Source organism: Pseudarthrobacter woesei (assembly GCF_055412745.1).
The window spans coordinates 335,543-354,707 of the sequence record NZ_JBVAYU010000001.1 but is presented as its reverse complement, the minus strand read 5'-3'; the positions used below and the strand labels follow the sequence as shown (position 1 = coordinate 354,707).

Sequence of the window (19,165 nt, the reverse complement as noted above, 5' to 3'; positions counted from 1 at the left end):
CAGTGGTATCAGTCATCCGGCCCGTGCGACAGTGGCCTTTGCCCTCAGGCACTCCACATCCCGGGTGCGGGCCCGGCCGGCTGGCCGCCGGCTATCCCAGCAGCGCATCAAGGGTGGTGAAGCCGTAGCCGGCCTGGCGGACCCGGTTGATGACCTGGAGCAGGGCATCGGCGTCGAGGGTGGTCCCGTCGTCGGGGTTGGAGCCGATGTGCATCAGCACGATCTCCCCCGGCTGAAGCCGGGCGAGCACACGGTCCGCCACGATCTGCGCCGTGATCCCTCCACTGCTGCCCTTCCAGCCCAGGGAGTCCACGGTCCATCGGACCGGCAGGTAGCCAAGGCTGTTCACCGTGGCGATAGTCCGGGCGTCGCGATCGCCGAGGGGGAAGCGGAAAAGTGGCCGGGGATCCCCGCCGGCGGCCTGGATGGCCTGCTGGGCTCCGGCGAGCTGGTTCCCGATCGCCGCGTCAGGGAGTCCGGTGAACCCCGGATGCGTCATCGAGTGGTTACCCACCCGGTGGCCGCCTGCCACGATCGCGGCGACTCCCGTCGGGTTGGCGCTGGCCCAGTTGCCGGTCAGGAAGAACGTTCCGCGGACCCCGGTGGCGGCCAGCGTCTGCAGGATGCTGGGCAGCCCAGCCGAGTTCGCTCCGGCGTCGAACGTCAGTGCGACCACGGCCCCGGCGCCGGGGATCACCTCGAGGTCGCGTCCGGCGAGCGCGGCGGGGAACGGCGCCTCGGGCGGAACCGGATCGGGGGCCGGCGGCGCGGGGACCGGAGGTTCGGGAGCGGGTGCGGGGGCCGGAGGCTTGGGAGCGGGCCCGGGGACTGGAGGTTCGGGGGCGGGGGCGGGAGGCGCCGGCGCGGCGGGAACCGTTTCACTGGGCGCGGGGACCGGAGTCTTCGACGGCGCCGGACTGGGCGTCGAAGCCGGCGTCGAACCCGGGGTCGGACTACCCGGCGGGCTGGCGGCGGTGACCGTAGGCGACCCCGTCGGACCGGCCGACGGGGGTCCCGCGGAGAAGACGACCGCCAGCACCACCGCGGCGGCCAGCACCACCACCGCTACCCCCACTGCCACCAGGCGGCGCCGGTCGCCGGCAAAGATCGGCCACATGCTTCACTGTGGCACCACCGGCCGCTTCCGGGCTAGGGCTAAAAGTCCCGTCGGTGCCTGCCGGGGCCCGCCGCCCGGGCTAAGCCAGTCCCCGCGCCACCGTCCGCGATGCGGCTGCGCAGTAGGATGCAGGTAGTCGAAGACGCTGAAGCTAAGGCAGGATATCCGTGAAAATTGTGCTCCGGTATCCGCTCGTTGCGGGCACGCTTTGTGCCCTGTTGGCGGTCGTCATTCTGTTGTTGTCCGGGCAGCCGCTCATTGCGCAGATCGCCGCCAGCTTCTACGCCCTGGCCGTGGCCGCCTACCTCGCCGTCGGTATGGTCCGAAGGCTGCTGGGCGGCCAATGGGGCATCGACATCCTGGCGGTCACCGCGATCGTCAGCACCGTCCTCGTGGGCGAGTTCATCGCCTCCATGATCATTGTCCTGATGATGGCCGGCGGCACAGCCCTCGAGGACTACGCCGCCGGCCGGGCCAAGAAAGAACTGACATCCCTGTTGGAACGCGTCCCGCAGACGGCCCACCGGGAACGCGGCGGCACCCCCGCCGCCGGAACCCACGCAGACGGCCAATACGAGGATGTTGCTGCCACCGACGTCCGGATCGGCGACATCCTGCTGGTGAGACCCGGTGAAGTGGTGCCGCTGGACGGCGTTATGCTCTCCGAGTCCGGCAGCTTCGACGAATCTTCGCTCACCGGGGAGAGCCTTCCGGTGGAGCGGGTGGCCGGCGATCCGCTGATGAGCGGCTCCCTCAACGGCGAGGCCGCGGTCCGGATGGAGGTGTCGGCCCGGATGGAGGATTCGCAGTACAGCCGGATTGTCGCCCTCGTCAGGGAAGCCTCTGAGAGCAAGGCCCCCATGGTCCGGCTGGCCGACCGGTACGCGGTTCCATTCACCCTGCTCGCCTACGCGCTCGGTGCCGCCGGCTGGATCATCAGCGGAAGCCCGGCACGCTTCGCCGAGGTGCTGGTCGTCGCCACCCCCTGCCCGCTGCTGATCGCCGCCCCGGTGGCGTTCCTCGGCGGGATGAGCCGCGCCGCCCGCGCCGGCATCATCGTCAAGTACGCGGGTGTGCTGGAACAGCTGAGCCGGATCAAGACGGTCGCCTTCGACAAGACCGGCACCCTTACCTACGGCCGCCCCGCCCTCGTCGGCGTCCGGACCGCGGGAGGCCTGCCGGAGGACGAGGTCCTCAGGCTGGCGGCCTCCGCCGAACAATATTCCTCCCATGTGCTCGCTGCCTCGGTGATGGACGCTGCGCGGAACCGCGGGCTGGTCTTCGAAACCGCAACGGAGGCCACCGAATTCGCCACTCACGGCGTCCGCGCGCGCTTGGACGGCCGCGACGTGGTGGTCGGCAAGCCCAAGTTCGTCGCGGAGTCGGCCGCCGGCGTCGAGGAAACGAAGCTGGTCAGCGGCGAGCTCGCGATCTACGTGGGTGTGGGCGGAGATTTCGCCGGCGCCCTCGTGATGAGCGACCCGATCCGCAAGGAGGCCCGCCGCACCCTCGCCGAGCTCGAGGAACTGGGCGTCACCCGGACAGTCATGCTGACCGGCGACGCGCTCGCCACCGCCGAGCACATCGCGGACGAGGCCGGGCTGACCGATGTACGCGCCGAGTGCCTGCCGCCGGACAAAGTCGAAGCCGTCCGGTCCCTGCCCCTCCGCCCGGTCATGATGGTGGGCGACGGCGTCAACGACGCCCCCGTGCTGGCGGTCGCCGACGTCGGGATTGCCATGGGCGCCCGGGGTTCCACGGCGGCCGGCGAGTCGGCCGACGTCGTGATCATCCTCGACGACCTGTCCAAGGTGGCCTCCGCCGTGCGGATCGGCCAGCGCACGGTGCAGGTGGCGCTGCAGAGCATCTGGATCGGCATCGCTCTCAGCGTGGCACTGATGGTGGCCGCGGCGGCCGGGTATGTCCCGGCAGTCGCCGGCGCCCTGTCCCAGGAACTCGTGGATCTGGCCACGATCCTCAATGCGCTCCGTGCACTCAGCGCCGGAAGGAAAGGGCCGGCCGGAAGCGTTACTCCGCCGATGCCTGCTTCTCGGCTTCCGCGATCCGCGGAACGGTCCTGAGATAGCTGTCCGGATTCAGCGAGATCGAATCGATGCCCTCGCCGACCAGGAACGCCGCGAACTCCGGGTGGTTGCTGGGCCCCTGGCCACAGATGCCGATCTTGATCCCGGCGGCGTGGGCCTTGCGGATGGCCTCGCTGATCATCACCGTGACGGCTTCGTCCCGCTCATCAAAGAGCGAGGCCAGCTGCGCCGAATCCCGGTCCACACCCAGGACCAGCTGGGTGAGGTCATTGGAGCCGATGGAGAAGCCGTCGAAGCGTGTGGCGAACTTCCCGGCCAGGACGACGTTGGACGGGATCTCGCACATCATGTAGACCTGCAGACCGTTCTCGCCGCGGACCAAGCCGTTCTCCGCCATCACGGCGAGCACCTTGTCCGCTTCCTGCGGGGTCCGGCAGAACGGCACCATCACGATGATATTGGTGAAGCCGAGTCCCTCCCGGACCCGCTTGAGGGCCGCGCATTCGAGGGCGAATCCCTCGCGGTACTTCTCGTCGTAGTAGCGCGAGGCGCCGCGGAAGCCGAGCATCGGGTTCTCCTCCGGCTCCTCGAAAGAGGCGCCGCCGATCAGGTGCGCGTACTCGTTGCTCTTGAAGTCGCTGAGCCTGACGATCACGGGCCGGGGATGGTAGGCTGCCGCGATCTTGGCGATCCCGAGCGCCAGCGCGTCCACGAAGTACGCCTTCGGGTCCGCATAGCCCCGCGTCAGCTCGCGGATCTGCTCGGTTTCCTGTGGGTCCTTGACGCGCTCCGGGTGCACGAGCGCCATCGGGTGGACCCGGATCAGGGCGCTGATGATGAACTCCATCCTGGCGAGCCCGACGCCGTCGGCGGGCAGCCGCCACCACTGGAAGGCGGCCGCGGGGCTGGCGATGTTGACCATGACCAAGGTGCGCGTCCCGGGAAGTTCGCCGAGATCCACATCTTCGGTCTCGAACGCGAGGCTTCCCTCGTAAACCCGGCCCTCATCGCCTTCGGCGCAGGAAATCGTCACGGCCCGGCCCTCGGCCAGGACGGTCGTGGCATTTCCGGTGCCGACGACGGCGGGGACTCCGAGTTCGCGGCTCACGATCGCCGCGTGGCTCGTGGGACCGCCGTGGTCGGTGACGATCCCGGCCGCCCGCTTCATGATGGGAACCCAGTCCGGGTCGGTCATTTCGGTGACCAGAATGGCGCCGTCGCGGAAATTCTCGATGTCCGAGGAGCTCCGGATCACGCACGCCGTGCCCTGCGCAATCGAGTCGCCGATCGCGGACCCGCTCGCCAGCACCGTGCCCGTCTCCAGCAGGTGGTGGAGGGTGAACCGGGACCCCGTCTTCTGCGACTGGACGGTTTCGGGCCGGGCCTGGACCATGAACAGTTCCCCGGTCACACCGTCCCTGGCCCACTCCATGTCCATTGGGCGTTCGTAATGGTTCTCGACGCTCACGGCCCAGCGGGCCAACGCGAGGATTTCGGCGTCGTCCAGGACAAAGGCGCGCCGTTCCGCCTCCGAGGTGTTGACCATCCGCGTGCGGGCGTTGCCGCCCCGGCTGTAGACCATCTTCCGGTCCTTGGAGCCGAGGGTCTTCTCGATGATCGGGGCGAACTTCTGCTCTTCGCCGGGTGCCGCCAGAAGCGGTTTGAACACGACGTACTTGTCCGGGTTGATGGTGCCCTGGACCACGGTTTCGCCCAGGCCCCAGGCGGCGCTGATCACGGCCACGCGGGGGAAGCCGGAATCGGTATCGATCGAGAACATCACGCCGGACGCTCCGACGTCGGACCGCACCATCCGCTGCACGCCGATGGAGAGCGCGACGTCGAGGTGGTCGAAGCCTTTGACCTCTCGGTAGCTGATGGCCCGGTCCGTGAAGAGCGAGGCATAGCAGCGGCGGCAGGCGTCAAGGAGTTCCCGCTCCCCGGCGACGTTCAGGAAGGTCTCCTGCTGGCCGGCGAAGCTTGCGTCCGGCAGATCCTCGGCCGTCGCGCTGCTGCGGACGGCCACGGACAGCTTCTGCAGACCGGCGCGGTCCCCCAGTTCCCGGTAACGGGAGCGGATGGATTCGGCGATGTCTTCGGGGAATTCGCTGTCCAGGAACAGTTCCCGGACGGCTTCCCCGGTGGCGCGAAGCGTGGTCTCGCCTGCGCGGTAGCTTTGGATCCGGGCGCGCATGGCAGCCTCGATCCCGTTCACCTCGATGAACCTGCGGTAGGCCGCTGCCGTGGTGGCGAATCCGTCAGGGACGCGCACCCCCTTGGCCTTGAGCGACCGGATGAGCTCGCCTAGCGAGGCGTTCTTGCCGCCCACGCGCGGGACGTCGCCCATACTGATCTCTTCAAACCACATCACCGGGGATTCAGCCATGGTGCAGCTCCTGTGCTTTCGGCAATGGAAATGAACGCGCTGGACACGGCCGTCCGGCGCCTCTGCACCCATCCTGTGGCGGTGGGCCTCCCGATGTCAGAGTCTTTGGACCTTTGTGGCTGTTGTGGCTTTACCTGCCCTGCGGTGTCTCGCGATCTTGTACAGCCAGTCCGCGAGGAGCACCGCGGGGATCGCTGCCACCGCCACGGCCAGGCCGCCGGGCGACGGCGGCGCATGGCCGAGCAGCCCCGCCACCGGCCCGACGAACAGGAAAACCGCCAGCAGCCCCAGTTCGGCCAGCACGGCCCAGAGCAGCAGCCGGTTGGAGAACCAGCCAAGCTTCCAGGGCGGGGAGGTAGCGCTGCGGCAGGCGAAGGCGTTGGCGAGCTGGGCCAGCACAACTGTGGTGAAGGCCGCCCCCGAGGCCGCCATCAGGACATCCGCAACCGGCAGTTCCGCCCCGGGCGTCCAGCCAGCACCGAGCAGCACGGCCGTGTACGCCGTCATTTCCATCAGGGCTTCAACCGGCCCCAGCAGCCCGAACACCCGGAACATCAGGGCCCGGTCCATCAGGTGCCTGCGCTCCGGCGGGCGCTTTAATGCCCCTTTGCTGGGGGCTTCGCTGCCCAGGGCCAGGGCCGGCAGTAGATCGGTTCCGATATCCAGGGCGAGGATCTGGAGCACGCTGAGTGCCAGCGGGAAGCGCCCGCCGGACATGGCCCAGAACACAAACGGGGTCAGCTCCGCGACGTTGTCCGTCAAGTGGTAGGTGAGGAACCGCCGGATGTTGGCGTAGGTGGCACGGCCCTGCTCCACGGCGGCGATGATGGTGGCGAAGTCGTCATCCAGCAGCACCAGATCCGCCGCTTCCCTGGCCACGTCGGTGCCGCTCAAGCCCATGGCAACACCGATATCGGCCTGCTGGAGTGCCGGGCCGTCGTTCACGCCGTCCCCGGTCATGGCCACGACGTGGCCGCGGCCCTGCAGCAACCGGGCCACCCGCAGCTTTTGCTCCGGCGAGACGCGGCTGACCACGACGCCGTCGCGGTCCAACAGGGCCGCGAGGACGGCGTCGTCCGCCGGCAGCTCATGACCCTGCAGCACCAGCTCCGGGGAGCCGAGCAAGCCGGTTTCCCGGGCGATGGCGGCGGCCGTGAAGGCATGGTCGCCGGTGACCATGGCCACCTTGATGCCGGCCCCGCGGGCCGCCTCGAGGGCGAGCCGCACCTCGGCGCGGGGCGGGTCGTGCAGGCCGATCAGCCCCAGCAGCGTCAGCCCGCTCTCGACATCCTCCAGCTTGAAGGCGGCGCCCGGCAGACCGGGCAGGTGCCGCTCGGCTACGGCCAGCACCCGCAGGCCGCGGGAGGCCATCTGGTCGACCATCCCGAGGGCGCCGTCGCCGGCGCCGCACAGGGGGATGACCGACTCCGGGGCGCCCTTCACGAAGAGGGTGGTGCCGACGATTGCCGATTCCCTCCGTCGTCGCGGGTCGAACGCGTAGCGGTGCGACACAGTGGGCTCCTCCGGGTGCGGCCCGGGCCCCGCCAGCCGGGCTGCCAGCGCGTCAATAGCCGCCTCCATCGGGTCCCCCTCAGCAATCCACCGGCCCTCGTACAGCACGGACCGGCCCACCGAGGCCGCCAGCGCGGCGGCGCCCAGATGCTGTGCAGGCCCGGCGCCGTCCCCGGTGATCTGGGCTTCAGGCCCGTAGCCCTCGCCGGTGATCCTGAGCAGCCCGGATGGCGTCCAGACCTCGACGGCGTTCATCCGGTTCTGGGTCAGGGTGCCGGTCTTGTCCGTGCAGATGAAGGTGGTGGAGCCGAGGGTTTCCACGGCCTGCAGGTTGCGCACCAGGGCATTCCGTTGGGCCATCCGCTGGGCGCCGACGGCCAGCGAGAGCGTGACCGTGGGGAGCAGGCCTTCGGGCACGAGCGCCACGGCGACGCCGATGGCGAACAGGAAGGCATCCCGCCACGAGATGCCGACCAGCAGCGAGAGCACGAAGAACAGGGCGCCGATAGCCAGGGCCATTGCGGCGGTGATGCGGACGATTCGTTGCAGTTCCAGGGCCAGCGGGCTGGGTGGCGCCTCGACTTTGCCGGTCAGGGCCGCGATCTCGGCGAGCCGGGTCGTCCCGCCCGTGGCCGCGACGATGCCCTCCGCCTGGCCGTTGACGAGGAAGGTGCCGCCGTAGACCGTGCCGCCCGGGACTTTGGCGAGGGCCTCGCTTTCCCCCGTGAGCATTGACTCGTCCACCGAGCAGCTCGCGGTCAGGACCAGCCGCAGGTCCGCCGGGACCCGGTCGCCCGCGGCCAGCACGACGGCGTCGCCCGGCACCAGCTCGGTGGTGTGGACCTTGACGACGCGGTTGTCCCGGCGGACCGAGACCATGGCGGGGAGCAGGTCGTGGAGCTTGGCCGCGGCATGCTGGGCCCGTTCCTGCTGGATGTAGGCGAACACGCCGTTGACCAGGATCACCACGATGATTGCAATCCCGAGTTGCGGCATGCCTGCCACGAACGCCAGCACCCCGGCGCACCACAGCAGGATCGCGAAGAAGTGGGTCAGCTCGGCGAGCAGCTTCCGCCAGCGGGGTACCGTTCCGGTCTCGGGCAACCTGTTCGCCCCGAATTGGGTGAGTCTCCGGGCCGCCTCGGCGGAGCTCAGGCCCGCAACGCCCGGGGGCGCGGCGGCCCCGGCCCCTCCTGCCGGAGCCTCCGGAGTCACCATTGCCTTCCGCGTCTTACGGGCGGCACGGTATCCCCGCCCGGCTCAGGGAGTTCATGGATCGAGCGTGCTCCGCCGCGGACGCCGCCCGTTAGGGCCAAAGGTCACGGCGGCGCGAAACCTCAGGCGTCGAGCCGTCTACAGTCAGCCGCGGGTCAGTCGACTGCCGGAGGCCTGTTCCGTCCGAGTGTCCGGAGGTAGGCGCCGAAGCCATGCGGTGCCCGGGAGTGGATCCGGCCCGAGGTCAGGACACGCATGCTGTCCGTCGCCGTCACGGTGAAAGCGCGGCTGCGGAGGCTCTGCACCAGGGTCCGGTCCTCCTGCGAGGAGAGCTCCGGAAAGCCCCCGGCAGCGAGGTAGGCCGAGGCCCGTACGCCGAAGTTGGCGCCATATATATGCGGGTGGTCTTCTTCGAAGGGGTGGCGCTCCAGCCAGCGCTGCCGCAGTTCCGGGTCCATCCCTTCGGAGTCCGGCTCCACGGATCCCAGCACGGCGTCGGCCCCGGCTTCGGCGAACTCCAACTGGCGGACCAGCCAGTTCTCCGGGACCTGCGAATCGGCGTCGGTGTTGGCCAGCCAGATCCGTCCGGCCCATGGCGGTGGTGTCCACCGCCTGCCCGGCGGCCGCTGGCGGGTTACCCCGATTCCCGCGGCACGGATGCCGGTAGCCCTGCTGGCGCCCGCGTTGCGGAAGCGGACTTCGACGGCGCGGAAACGCCGGTCCGCGGCGACATAGCGGGCCGCGATGCCGGCGGAGCCGTCGGTGCAACTGTCCAGTACGACGGTCACACCCACGTCGACGTCGGGCCGGAGCCGGTGCAGGGCATCGGCGGCGCGCTGAACCGCCAGCAGTGCACGGCTGAGATGCTCGTCTTCGTTGTGGGCAGGCACAACGACGGCTACCCGGTCGATGGCGTGCCCGCGGGGCAGTGGAAGGGCGTGTGCGGCCATCCACTTACCGTCCCGGTTCCGAAGCAGCAGTCTCCGGACAAGCACCGTCCGTCGCAGCGGTCCCGGGCGCGATCAGGACCTCCAGAATGAAGTCGCGTTCCCGGTACAGTCCTGCGTCGGCCCAGCCGAGTTGGCGGCGTGCGGCGGTGTGCACAGCGTCGCCGTCGAGCTCCCAGCCGGCGATGGGGTGGCGCCAGTGGCACAGGGCCAGGGTGCCGCCGGGCAGGAGTGCGGCCTCAACACGCTCGAACAGCTCGGCCACCTCGCCGGGCGCGAGGTAGTAGCCCACCTCGGAGACCACGATCAGGTCGAATCGGCCATCCGGCCAGTCCTGCGGGACGGTGAGGTGGCGGGTCCGGGCTGCGGGCAGGTGCTCGAGGCGCCGGGCGGCATGGGCCAGCGCGGCGCTGCTCGCGTCGACGGCCAGGAAGCTGGTACAGCGTTGCGCAAGTTCCCTGCTGAGCGTCCCGATCGAACAGCCGATCTCTAGTCCCGCCGTGTAGTTCAGGCCGGGAAGAGCTGCGAGGGTGAGGGCGCGTTTGCGCTGTTCGTACCAGCTGGTGGTGTACTGCCACGGGTCGTCGTTTCCGGTGTGGACAGCATCGAAAACGCCTTCCGCGTCGACGGCGGCGTAGGAGCCACCGCCGCCACCGGTGTCACCGGCGGCCGGACGCTTCCATGCGAACGTCTCGAACGGCCGTTCGAAGTGCTCCAGAAACGCCGGTGGAAGCAGCACCTCGTCCCCGGTCTGGCCGGACAGGGCCCGGACCTGCGAGGTGTGGGAGGCCATGGCCGCCGTCTTGGCCTGCCGCTCGGCAGGATCCAGGGGCAGGCGCAGCCAGGACTGCCAGGTCTGGTCCGTGGTGTCCGCCCAGAGCCAGTACCAGATGGGGTACTCCAGCAGTCCGTGGCCGCCCGCGCCGGCTGCGTTGGCGGCCGCGGAGCCGAGTGCCTCGTGGTCCGTGTGGCCGTCGTGCCGGTAGGGGGCCACGAGCGTGATCTTCTCCGCCGGCAGTCCTGATTCGGCCGTCATGTCAGCGATGGCGCGCTGCAGGGCTGCGTGCACCTCGGGCCGGTGCTCCGAGAGCTTGCCGTCCGGCAGGGCGAGGAAGCGCCAGTCAGGATCCGGGAGCAAGTGCGCCAGCGCGCCGCCGAATTCCCGGAGCCGGACGGCGGCGAGCTGTCCCGGCGTCGTGGTGGGCGAGTCCGGGTGGGAGGCCTCCCCCGCCGTGCACAACAGCACCGTGACTCGGGCGCCGAGCCGTCGTAGCCGGGCCATCAGCCCGCCGGCGCCGAGGGATTCGTCGTCCGGGTGGGCGGCCAGGACGATAAACGCCTGGCCTGCGAGCTCCCCGGCGTCGAGGGGCAGTTCCGGGAGCGCGGCCAGTCCGGTGACTGCCCAGGCGTCCTCGCTGGTTCCGGTGTCCTGGTGGGTGAAGCTCACCATGGGTGGTCCCCTTTGAGCGTGAGGGCACCGAGCTGGGCGTCGTCGCGCATGCCGTGGTGCTGGCGGATATACAGGGAGAGGTCAGCCATGCGCTTTCCGTAGACCGGATCGAACGCGAGCGGGCCGGGCCCAAGGTTCTGGCTGACCAGCGTCTGGATGCGTTCGACGGCGGCGGCGACGTTGCCGCGGACCCGCAGGGCTTCGCTCCAGGCACCGGCGCCCGAGAGTCCCCCGGCGTCGATTCCTGCGGCGGTCCGGGCGAGGTGCCCGGCCAGGGCGGTGAGGGTACGGTCGATCTCGCCGAGGTGGGCGAGCGCGAGCTGGTCCGGTTCGCGGCCGCCGTCGGCCGCCTCGATCAGGGATTCCTTGAAGCCGCGGGCCACCGCGACGGCGCCGCCCAGCCAGCAGGCGGCCACGCCCATGCCGCCCCAGGCGAAGCCGGGCCGGCGGTAGTACCAGCCGGCGTCGGCCAGGGGCACGGCGGGAACGGCATCGAAGTGCACGGTGCCGCTGGGGATTTCCCGGAGCCCCCGGCTGGTCCATTCCGGATCCGCGAAGTTCACCCCATGGGCATGGAGATCGACGGCGAAAGCAGCCCGGCCGCCGTCGGCCAGGCGGGCGGTCACGACGGCGTGGTCAAGTTGGGCGGCCAGGGAGCACCAGGGTTTGGCACCGTGCAGCAGGAAACAGCCGTCCGCCGGTTTGGCCTCGAGCCGCAGGCCGGCGGCTTCGGCGGCGAATACCCCCCAGGTGCCGTCGAACTGGACGCCGCCAAAGTCCGGGAAGCCAGAGCCTTCCACCGCCGCGCGGCCGGCTGCCTGGGTGAGGATCGCCGAGGCGTCCAGATGCGGTTCAATGGCCCGGCCGGCGGCTACGTCGACGGCCGTAATCGAGGCCAGGATCTCCCACAGGAAGGCCGTGCGGCCCTCGCCGGGTTTCGGGGCAGCCTCTTCCGCGGCCTTAGCCAGCTCCAGCAAGGCCGGGACGTCACCGACGGCCGTCCGGGCCGCGTCCAGCAGGGGGCTGAGACCGGCCAGGTCCTCCGGCGCAGAACTGATCCGCACGGCTAGGGGCCGTTGGGAATCGGGAGTCCGGTTCATTCGGTGGCCTGTTCTCCTTCGAAGTGTGTCTGGTGCGATTGGCGTCCATGCCGGCCGGGCTGCTGGTCAGTAATTTCGGGCCGCTCAGTAAATCTAAGCACACTTAGCACTTTCGAAATTCCGGCGGCAGTTCCAGCGCGATGCGAGGCCCACCACAGCTACTTCACGAGCGCCAGGGCGAAGCCGTCCCAGCCTTTGGAGCCCACGGTCTGGATCACCGTCCCGTCCAGGCGCGGGTCCTCCCCCAGCATCTGCAGAGCCGTGATGATGCCGGGGGCGTTGACCGGATCGAGCGAGGGCTCCAGCACGGCCCCTTCCCAGACCACGTTGTCCATCACCACGGCGGTGCCGGGCCGGCCGAGGCGGATGGCCCAGTCGAGGTACTGCGGGTTGTTTTCCTTGTCCGCGTCGATGAAGACGAAGTCGAAGGGTGCGGCTCCTTCGGATTCAAGGGCGCGGAGCGTCTCCAGCGCGGCACCGACCCGGATCTCCACGAGGTGGCCCAGACCGGCGGAGTCGATGTTGGCGCGTGCCACTTCGGCGTGTTTGGGGAGGTATTCGCAGGTGACCAGGCGGCCGCCGTCGGGCAGTCCCTGGGCCATCCAGATGGTGCTGAAGCCGGCCAGCGTCCCAATCTCCAGCACGCGGCGGGCGCCGGAGACCTGGACCAGCAGCTTCAGCAGCTTGCCCGCGTTGGGTGACACTTCGATCGGCGGCATGCCGGCGTCGAGGGCGGTGGTCACGGCGCGTTTCAGGGAACGGTCCGGCCGGACCACGACGTCGGACAGGAAGTCCTCGACGGCGATCCAGCGGGCCGTGGGCTGATGCTCGATCATGCCCACCAGTCTCCCAGTTGCCCGGCCCCGGCGGTAGCGTCCGGCCGCCGAATCCTAGTCCCGGGCCGGTGTCCGGGTGCCGCCGATGACCTGTTCCAGCCGGTCCAGCTTGCCGGTGAGTTCTCCCGAGTACCCCGGGCGGATGTCCGCCTTGATCACGAGCGAGACCCGGCTGCCGTAGCGCCCCACGGCCTCGGTGGCCTGCCTTACCACCGCGAAGACCTCATCCCATTCGCCCTCGATCGTGGTGAACATCGAATCGGTGTGGTTCGGCAGCCCGGACTCGCGGACGATCCGGACCGCCTCGGCGACGGCGTCGTGGACCGAGGCCTCGTCCGCCGGGATGGACCCGGAGCTGGCGGCGGGATCTTCGGCTGTGTGTGCGGGCCGGCCTGAGGGTGCGACAGAAAATGCGAGCAACATGGCACCAGTCTGTCACGCACCGCCGCGGCGGACGGGCCCGGAAACGCTCCCGATCGGGCCCGGGAACCGTCACATAGGGCCCTACGGCCCAATAACAGCTTTGCCCAAGCTCTGCGTTGCTACCCTTGGCAAATGAACCGGGCAGTAGAAGGCAGGCCGCTCCGCGCCGACGCCGCGCGCAATGTGGACAAGATCATTACCGCTGCCCGCCAGTGCTTCCGCGAGCACGGGCCGGAAGTGCCGCTGCAGACCATCGCCGTCACTGCCGGTGTGGGCCCGGCCACGCTGTTCCGGAACTTCGCGGACAAGGAAGAGCTGGTCCTCGCCGCCTTGCACCGGCAGCTCGGGCTGCTGGTGGATCCGGTCATCGAGGAGGCACTCGCCAACCCGGATGCCGCCGACGGACTCTTCACCGTGATCGAAGCGCTGATGGGCGTCGCCAGCGAGGAGGCCAACCTGCTCGGTGCCGTCGCCGGCCGGCGCGGACTGCTCACCGGCATCACCGGTGACCTGATTGAATCCGTGGCCGTGCTGCTGGGCCGCGGGCAGGGCCAGGGAACCCTGCGCAGCGATATTTCGATGACGGATCTGATCCGTCTTCTGGCCATGCTGATCGGCGTGGTGGACACGATGGAGGCCGGTTCGGACGCGTGGCGCCGTCCGGTTGCCCTGGTGGAGGATGCCATCCGTACGGAACGGCCGCACCGGCCGCTGCCGCCGCAGGCGCCGCTGCCGGGCATCGCGTTCGACGCCGTGCTCGGCTAGCCTGTGATCCCCCACGTACCCGGGCGCTGAAGACCGGCCCGGCCGGAGCGGCCACGAACAGGCGCCCCGGATCCTGAGCATCAGTCCTCCGCGGGCTTGTCTTTGGCCTCCCGGAGGTGGTGTTGCAGCTTCTCCTCGGCCTCGCGCCGGCGGCGTGCCATCTCGCGCAGTTCCCGGGTGGACTCGGCCCCCGGCGGAACGAAGGGTTCGTGCGGTTTGGGACGCTGCCCTTTCCCCCCGGCGGCGCTCGCCCCATCGTCTTTGTCGCTCATTACCGAATGCTCCCACGGGGTCCCGGCGGCAAGTAGGGACTAAAGACCGTTACGGGCCGGTACGACGGCGGCAAGCGGCGGCCGGACACGCCGGCGGCTGCGTGGCGGCGCGGGGTCCTGACAGAAAAGCAGAAGGCCGCCGGCTCGTCGCCGGCGGCCTTCTGGTTGGCACTTAGGCGACCGGCAGGTCGAAGCGCTGGCCTTCCGGCTTGGACGGGAGCAGCATAAAGACGAGCAGCGCCAGTCCGCCGGCGAACGGCACCAGCCCGATGAGGATCATCCAGCCGCTGAAGTTCACGTCGTGCAGGCGACGGACAACGAGTGCCAGGGACGGGACGATGACCGCCAGGCCCCAGACGATGAGCAGGATGACACCGACGACGGCGCCGGGACCCGGCACGGTTGCGCCGTTGGCGTCCACGGTTGCGCCGGCAGCGCCGGCCGCAGTTGTGATGATGTTCAGCGCGATGGATACAATTCCGGAGACCAGGGCCCACCACCAGTATTCGCTGCGGCTGGCACGGCCTGTGAACGTCGTGTACTTCTTGAAGAACCGCTTCGCGGCCTCACCGATCGATGCACCGTAGTACGGGGCCCAAAGCGGGACGGCGCCGGCGGGTACTTCCTTTTGATCCTGCTGTGCGTAAGACATGTGGGATTTCCTTCGTTCGCGGGTGTGATGTCGATTCATCGTAGGGCCGCGGCCAGCTGTCAGGTTGTCCGGCAGATGAATTCCCGGCGGCGGGTCGGTATGCGTCGCCCGCCAGCACCGCCAACCCCGCAAAGTCCAGAGCTGCCAGCGGGGCCGCGGCGCCGCTGACAGCCTGGAACCGTGGGGTATCTAGCCCCAGCCCAGCAGCCGCAGCCCGGCAGCCGCGCCCGCTCCGGCAAGGACCACAACCAGAAAGGGTGCCCGGAACAGGAGCGCGACGCCGGCCGCGGCCAACGCGCCCAGCCGGGCGTCGAGCGCCAGCGTCTGGCCCGAGGCCACCGTGTTCACGATCGCCAGGGAAGCCAGCAGCCCGATGGTCATGGTGCCGGCGATCCTGGACATCCGGGGATCGCGGAGCACACCGGCCGGGACCAGATAGCCCAGCAGCTTCCAGGCGTAAGCCAGCAGGCAGGACAGCAGCAGCCACATCCACAGAGTCACGGCGTGGCTCCGCCGGGGCGGGAGGAGTGGGAGTGTTGCCCTGCATAGGGATCCACATCCGGTTCCAGACCTTCGTCACTGCGGCCATGGCTGAACCAGCCGATTCCTGCCGCGACGACCGCGGCCACAAGGATCGGCACCCCGGCGGGCACGAACGGCACCGCCAGTGCGGTGACCAGGGCGCAGACGACGGCGATAGCCACGGGTTCGCGGCCCTTGAGCCTGGGCCAGAGCAGGCCCAGGAACGCCGCCACCGCGGCGCCGTCGAGCCCCCACTGTCTGGGGTCCCCCAGGGCCGCTCCGGCCAGCGCGCCGACGGCGGTAAACAGGTTCCAGAGGACAAAAATGCCGATTCCTGCCGTCCAGAAACCGCGCTTCTGCTCCAGCGGATCCGTCTGCCCGGTGCTTGTCGCGGTGGACTCGTCGATCGTCACGTGGGCTGCGGCGAACCGGAGCCAGCCGCGGGGCTGCAGCAGGGCGTTGATCTGCATCCCGTAGATTCCGTTGCGCATGCCCAGCAGGGTGGCCGCGCCCATCGCGGCAACACCGGAACCTCCCCCCGCCACCACCCCGATGAACGCGAACTGCGATCCGCCGCTGAACAGCAGCAGGCTCAGGGCCATGGTCTGCCAGAAGTCGAGTCCGGAGGTGACGGACAAAGCGCCGAAGGACACTCCGTAGAGTCCGGTGGCGATGCTGATGGACACCCCGACCCGCACCGCCGGGGAATGCAGGATATTCACGGCCGCGGCCCCACGGCCGAATTCCCCGGGGCCGTATTCCGCAACACCGGCTTCGTCAGGCTCCAGGCCCAGGCGATGAGCGGCGCCTGCACCGGCAGCCGCACGGTGTGGGCCCGGCGCCGGCGGGGCGTTCCGTCGGGGCCGCAGGCCTTTCGCAGGGCGTCGATGTGCCCGGCCAGGAAGAGCGTGAACATGGCAGTGACGCAGCCCGCGGCGGCCCGGCGCGTGGCCGGGACCAGCAGTCCGGCGGCAGCGCCCGCCTCCAGCAGCCCGCTCAGCGCAATCCATTCCTCGCGGGACAGCACGGCGAGGGGCCCATTGGGCCGGGCCCGGGTGTCGTCGCGGCAGAGAACGTCCGGAACCACCTGGTCAAAGAACTCCGGCTCGCGGAAATGCTTTCCGGCACTGAACAGCAGCAACGCGCTGAGGGCTGACGCGGACACTGTCTGGGCGGTCCGGGCGGACCAGCGGAATGGCATGGAACAACTCAATCACAGCCGCGGAGTCCCCAGCTAACCGCGTCCGGGTCCGCCGTCCACCGGACGAATGTCACCGCCGGGGGCGCCGCCGGAACGGGACTTAGTGCCGGGGCCCGCGCGGTCAAAGCGGCGTACCTTGTTGATTATGGGCACTGTTGTGGAGATGGCCGGCGTCGTGAAGCGTTTCGGGACCGTAACGGCCCTGGACGGACTGGATTTCGAGGTGGCTGCCGGCGAGGTGCACGGCTTCCTCGGGCCCAACGGCTCGGGAAAGTCGACCACGCTTCGCCTCCTGCTCGGGCTGCTGCGCTCCAATGCCGGTTCCATCCGTGTGCTGGGACTGGATCCCTGGCGCGATGTGGCGACGCTGCACCGCCGGCTGGCCTACGTCCCGGGCGACGTCGCCCTGTGGCCGAACCTGACCGGCGGCGAGGTGATTGACTTGCTGGGCCGGCTGCAGGGCGGCCAGGATACTGCCCGGCGGGACCGGCTTCTGGAGCTGTTCGAGCTGGATCCGGGCAAGAAGGCGCGCACCTATTCCAAGGGCAACCGGCAGAAGGTGGCCCTGGTCGCCACCCTGGCCACCGATGCCGAACTCTTCCTGCTGGACGAGCCCACCAGCGGACTCGATCCGCTGATGGAGGACGCCTTCCGCGGCTGCGTCCGCGAACTACGCTCGCAGGGACGCACGGTGCTGCTGAGCAGCCACATCCTCAGCGAAGCAGAGGCGCTCTCGGACCGGGTCAGCATCATCCGCGCGGGCCGTGTGGTGGAAACCGGTCCGCTGGAGCAATTGCGGCATCTGACCCGGACGGCCGTCACCGCCGACGTCGCGGCGGTGCCCCCGGACCTGGCACTCCTGCCGGGGGTCCACGACGTCGTCGTCAGGAACCACCGGATCACCGCCCAGGTGGAGCCCGCCGGGCTGAACCACCTGATGCAGGCGTTGACCGCGGCGGGCCTGACGTCGCTCACGAGCCAGCCGCCGACGCTGGAAGACTTGTTCCTGCGGCACTACGGTGACGCCGCCGTCGGGGAGACCGCCGGCGCCGTCGGCTCACCTGCCGGTGGATCAGCGGCCCCTAGTGCCGGCAGGCGGCGGTCCGGCGATGTCTGAGTCGCTGGCCGGAACCGGCGAGCTGATCCGGCTGGGGCTCCGGCGGGACCGCTGGCTGCTGCCGGTGTGGATTCTTGGTTTTGCCGTGATCGCGTATTCGACGGCGGCGGCCGGCCCCGGGCTCTACCCGGATGAGGCCAGCCGGGTCGAGGCCGCTACCGCACTTAACGCGACCGCCTCGATGGTGGCACTGTTCGGACGGATCTACGATCCCGCCTCGATCGGGGCCCTCTCGCTGATCAAATACACCGCATTCATGACGGCCATCCTCGCCGTCCTTATGGTCATGCTCACCATCCGGCACACCCGCGGCGACGAGGAGAGCGGACGCCTGGAGTTGCTCGGCGGCGGCAGGCTGGGCCGCGACGCCCCGCTTGTGTCCGCCCTGTCCCTCAGTTTCGGTGCCAGCGTGATCCTTGGGCTGCTGTCCGCCGCGGCGCTGACCGCGGCCGGCCTGCCGGCTGCCGGCTCGCTCGCCTTCGGCCTGGGCTGGACAACCACGGGGATGGCGTTCAGCGCCGTTGCCGGGGTGACCGCCCAGCTGACCGCCAGCGCACGTGCCGCCACCGGGCTCAGTGTCGGCGTCATCGCCGTCACGTACACACTGCGCGCCGTCGGTGATCTCGCCGAACCGGGGCCCTCGGTGCTGTCCTGGCTGTCCCCGATCGGATGGAACCAGCAGGTGCGGGCCTTCGCCGGGGACCGTTGGTGGGTGCTGGCCCTGCCGCTTGCCCTGTCCGTCGTGCTGGTGCCCGCGGCACTGGCGCTCCGGGCCAGGCGTGACCTCGGCGCGGGGCTGCACGACGAGCGTCCCGGGCCGGTCCGCGGCTCGCTGTCCGGCGTCTGGGACCTGGCGGTGCGGCTGCAGCTCCGCGTCTGGATCGCCTGGGCGGCGGCGTTCGTGGTCTTCGGTGTGGTGATCGGCACGCTCGTGGGCAATGTGTCGGAGCTGCTGAGTTCCCCGAACGTTCAGGACCTGATACAGCTGATCGGCGGCCGGCAGGCCCTCACCGACGCTTTCCTCGCCGCCGAGATCAGCATCATGGGAATGCTCGCGTCCGCCTATGGTGTGTCCGCCGCCAACCACCTGCGCAGCGAGGAGTCCGCCGGCCATACCGAAGCACTCCTGGGCACCGCGACAACCCGGATCCGCTGGGCCAGCAGCCACTTCGGCGCGGCCCTGGCCGGAGTCACGGCCCTTATGCTGCTGGCCGGCCTGTCGATCGGGACCGGCGCCGCCGTGACCCTGGCGGACTCCAGCCAGATCGGCCGGGCCGCCGTGGCCGCCCTCGCCCAGATCCCGGCCGCCTGGGTGATCACCAGTGTTGTCCTGGCCGTCTTCGGCTGGGCGCCCCGGTTCACCGCGGCGGTCTGGGGACTGCTGCTCAGTTTCGTGGCCCTCGGCGAGTTCGGTGTGCTCTGGAACGCACCCGAATGGCTGATGGACCTCTCGCCGTTCCGGCATTCGCCGCTGCTCCCCGTGGGCACCGGCGCCGGCGGCGGGCTGGCCGGGCTCACTGCCGTGGCCGCGGTGATCGCCGCGCTGGGCTACTACGGCTGGCGGCGGCGCGACCTCGCGGCGTAGGGAAAATCTCCCAATTTGTT

Annotated in this window: 17 protein-coding genes; 4 read left to right on the top strand and 13 right to left on the bottom strand. The window is 69.9% G+C overall.

Translation table 11 applies throughout. The annotated features are described in order from the left end of the window. Window positions 1-91: 91 nt before the first annotated feature. The gene (locus ACZYZE_RS01675; protein WP_463905879.1) at window positions 92-1,117 is read right to left on the bottom strand and encodes a polysaccharide deacetylase family protein; all 1,026 of its coding nucleotides are present in this window, start codon (window positions 1,115-1,117) and stop codon (window positions 92-94) included. A gap of 167 nt (window positions 1,118-1,284) precedes the next feature. On the opposite strand from ACZYZE_RS01675, the gene ACZYZE_RS01670 reads away from it, so the two are divergent. Next, window positions 1,285-3,198: a heavy metal translocating P-type ATPase gene (locus tag ACZYZE_RS01670; protein ID WP_463905877.1), complete on the top strand. Its 1,914-nt coding sequence runs from the start codon at window positions 1,285-1,287 to the stop codon at window positions 3,196-3,198. Here ACZYZE_RS01670 and ppsA read toward each other — a convergent pair. From ppsA to ACZYZE_RS01635, 7 genes are all read right to left on the bottom strand, one after another. After that, entirely contained in the window at window positions 3,146-5,548 is a 2,403-nt protein-coding gene (gene ppsA / locus ACZYZE_RS01665) for a phosphoenolpyruvate synthase (protein ID WP_459317852.1), read from the bottom strand. The two genes, ACZYZE_RS01670 and ppsA, sit on opposite strands and share 53 nt — an antisense overlap. A gap of 96 nt (window positions 5,549-5,644) precedes the next feature. Further along, the gene (locus ACZYZE_RS01660) at window positions 5,645-8,278 is read right to left on the bottom strand and encodes a cation-translocating P-type ATPase (protein WP_459317853.1); all 2,634 of its coding nucleotides are present in this window, start codon (window positions 8,276-8,278) and stop codon (window positions 5,645-5,647) included. A 152-nt stretch (window positions 8,279-8,430) separates the two neighbouring features. After that, the gene (locus ACZYZE_RS01655) at window positions 8,431-9,225 is read right to left on the bottom strand and encodes a glycosyltransferase family 2 protein (RefSeq protein ID WP_459317854.1); all 795 of its coding nucleotides are present in this window, start codon (window positions 9,223-9,225) and stop codon (window positions 8,431-8,433) included. Window positions 9,226-9,229: 4 nt separating this feature from the next. Then, a complete protein-coding gene (locus ACZYZE_RS01650; protein ID WP_459317855.1) occupies window positions 9,230-10,672 on the bottom strand; it encodes a PIG-L family deacetylase in 1,443 nt (480 codons plus the stop codon). Continuing rightward, a complete protein-coding gene (locus tag ACZYZE_RS01645; RefSeq protein ID WP_459317856.1) occupies window positions 10,666-11,772 on the bottom strand; it encodes an acyl-CoA dehydrogenase family protein in 1,107 nt (368 codons plus the stop codon). The genes ACZYZE_RS01650 and ACZYZE_RS01645 overlap by 7 nt, the downstream gene beginning before the upstream one ends. A 158-nt stretch (window positions 11,773-11,930) precedes the next feature. Further along, complete coding sequence (locus ACZYZE_RS01640; RefSeq protein ID WP_459317857.1) at window positions 11,931-12,608, bottom strand: O-methyltransferase; 678 nt, start codon at window positions 12,606-12,608, stop codon at window positions 11,931-11,933. A gap of 54 nt (window positions 12,609-12,662) precedes the next feature. Beyond that, window positions 12,663-13,031 carry a thiamine-binding protein gene (locus ACZYZE_RS01635; RefSeq protein WP_459317858.1) on the bottom strand — a complete coding sequence of 123 codons (369 nt, stop codon included), beginning with the start codon at window positions 13,029-13,031 and terminating at the stop codon, window positions 12,663-12,665. Window positions 13,032-13,163: 132 nt separating this feature from the next. Here ACZYZE_RS01635 and ACZYZE_RS01630 point away from each other — a divergent pair, with 132 nt between their 5' ends. After that, on the top strand, window positions 13,164-13,796 hold the full coding sequence (locus ACZYZE_RS01630; RefSeq protein ID WP_459317859.1) for a TetR/AcrR family transcriptional regulator: 633 nt from the start codon (window positions 13,164-13,166) through the stop codon (window positions 13,794-13,796). A gap of 80 nt (window positions 13,797-13,876) precedes the next feature. Here the strand turns inward: ACZYZE_RS01630 and ACZYZE_RS01625 are convergent, their stop codons facing one another. From ACZYZE_RS01625 to ACZYZE_RS01605, 5 genes are all read right to left on the bottom strand, one after another. Beyond that, window positions 13,877-14,068 carry a hypothetical protein gene (locus ACZYZE_RS01625; RefSeq protein ID WP_459317860.1) on the bottom strand — a complete coding sequence of 64 codons (192 nt, stop codon included), beginning with the start codon at window positions 14,066-14,068 and terminating at the stop codon, window positions 13,877-13,879. 172 nt (window positions 14,069-14,240) lie between these two features. Continuing rightward, a complete protein-coding gene (locus tag ACZYZE_RS01620) occupies window positions 14,241-14,720 on the bottom strand; it encodes a DUF805 domain-containing protein (RefSeq protein WP_459317861.1) in 480 nt (159 codons plus the stop codon). A gap of 189 nt (window positions 14,721-14,909) precedes the next feature. Beyond that, window positions 14,910-15,221: an AzlD domain-containing protein gene (locus tag ACZYZE_RS01615; protein WP_459317862.1), complete on the bottom strand. Its 312-nt coding sequence runs from the start codon at window positions 15,219-15,221 to the stop codon at window positions 14,910-14,912. Then, a complete protein-coding gene (locus ACZYZE_RS01610; protein WP_459317863.1) occupies window positions 15,218-15,964 on the bottom strand; it encodes an AzlC family ABC transporter permease in 747 nt (248 codons plus the stop codon). Before ACZYZE_RS01610 ends, ACZYZE_RS01615 begins: the two co-directional genes overlap by 4 nt. Continuing rightward, on the bottom strand, window positions 15,961-16,443 hold the full coding sequence (locus ACZYZE_RS01605) for a DoxX family protein (protein ID WP_459317864.1): 483 nt from the start codon (window positions 16,441-16,443) through the stop codon (window positions 15,961-15,963). Before ACZYZE_RS01605 ends, ACZYZE_RS01610 begins: the two co-directional genes overlap by 4 nt. A 145-nt stretch (window positions 16,444-16,588) precedes the next feature. Between ACZYZE_RS01605 and ACZYZE_RS01600 the strand changes: the two genes are divergently transcribed. Together ACZYZE_RS01600 and ACZYZE_RS01595 are read left to right on the top strand one after the other, a co-directional pair. Further along, a complete protein-coding gene (locus ACZYZE_RS01600) occupies window positions 16,589-17,560 on the top strand; it encodes an ABC transporter ATP-binding protein (RefSeq protein ID WP_459317865.1) in 972 nt (323 codons plus the stop codon). Next, window positions 17,553-19,145 (top strand): ABC transporter permease, encoded by a 1,593-nt coding sequence (locus tag ACZYZE_RS01595; protein WP_463905870.1) that lies wholly within the window; start codon window positions 17,553-17,555, stop codon window positions 19,143-19,145. Before ACZYZE_RS01600 ends, ACZYZE_RS01595 begins: the two co-directional genes overlap by 8 nt. Window positions 19,146-19,165 lie beyond the last annotated feature (20 nt).

Bases quoted from the DNA above. Each gene is read 5' to 3' on its own strand.
- ACZYZE_RS01675 (WP_463905879.1), bottom strand. From the start codon at position 1,117: ATGTGGCCGATCTTTGCCGGCGACCGGCGCCGCCTGGTGGCAGTGGGG.
- ppsA (WP_459317852.1), bottom strand. From the start codon at position 5,548: ATGGCTGAATCCCCGGTGATGTGGTTTGAAGAGATCAGTATGGGCGAC.
- ACZYZE_RS01660 (WP_459317853.1), bottom strand. From the start codon at position 8,278: ATGGTGACTCCGGAGGCTCCGGCAGGAGGGGCCGGGGCCGCCGCGCCC.
- ACZYZE_RS01655 (WP_459317854.1), bottom strand. From the start codon at position 9,225: ATGGCCGCACACGCCCTTCCACTGCCCCGCGGGCACGCCATCGACCGG.
- ACZYZE_RS01650 (WP_459317855.1), bottom strand. From the start codon at position 10,672: ATGGTGAGCTTCACCCACCAGGACACCGGAACCAGCGAGGACGCCTGG.
- ACZYZE_RS01645 (WP_459317856.1), bottom strand. From the start codon at position 11,772: ATGAACCGGACTCCCGATTCCCAACGGCCCCTAGCCGTGCGGATCAGT.
- ACZYZE_RS01640 (WP_459317857.1), bottom strand. From the start codon at position 12,608: ATGATCGAGCATCAGCCCACGGCCCGCTGGATCGCCGTCGAGGACTTC.
- ACZYZE_RS01635 (WP_459317858.1), bottom strand. From the start codon at position 13,031: ATGTTGCTCGCATTTTCTGTCGCACCCTCAGGCCGGCCCGCACACACA.
- ACZYZE_RS01630 (WP_459317859.1), top strand. From the start codon at position 13,164: ATGAACCGGGCAGTAGAAGGCAGGCCGCTCCGCGCCGACGCCGCGCGC.
- ACZYZE_RS01625 (WP_459317860.1), bottom strand. From the start codon at position 14,068: ATGAGCGACAAAGACGATGGGGCGAGCGCCGCCGGGGGGAAAGGGCAG.
- ACZYZE_RS01620 (WP_459317861.1), bottom strand. From the start codon at position 14,720: ATGTCTTACGCACAGCAGGATCAAAAGGAAGTACCCGCCGGCGCCGTC.
- ACZYZE_RS01605 (WP_459317864.1), bottom strand. From the start codon at position 16,443: ATGCCATTCCGCTGGTCCGCCCGGACCGCCCAGACAGTGTCCGCGTCA.
- ACZYZE_RS01600 (WP_459317865.1), top strand. From the start codon at position 16,589: ATGGGCACTGTTGTGGAGATGGCCGGCGTCGTGAAGCGTTTCGGGACC.
- ACZYZE_RS01595 (WP_463905870.1), top strand. From the start codon at position 17,553: ATGTCTGAGTCGCTGGCCGGAACCGGCGAGCTGATCCGGCTGGGGCTC.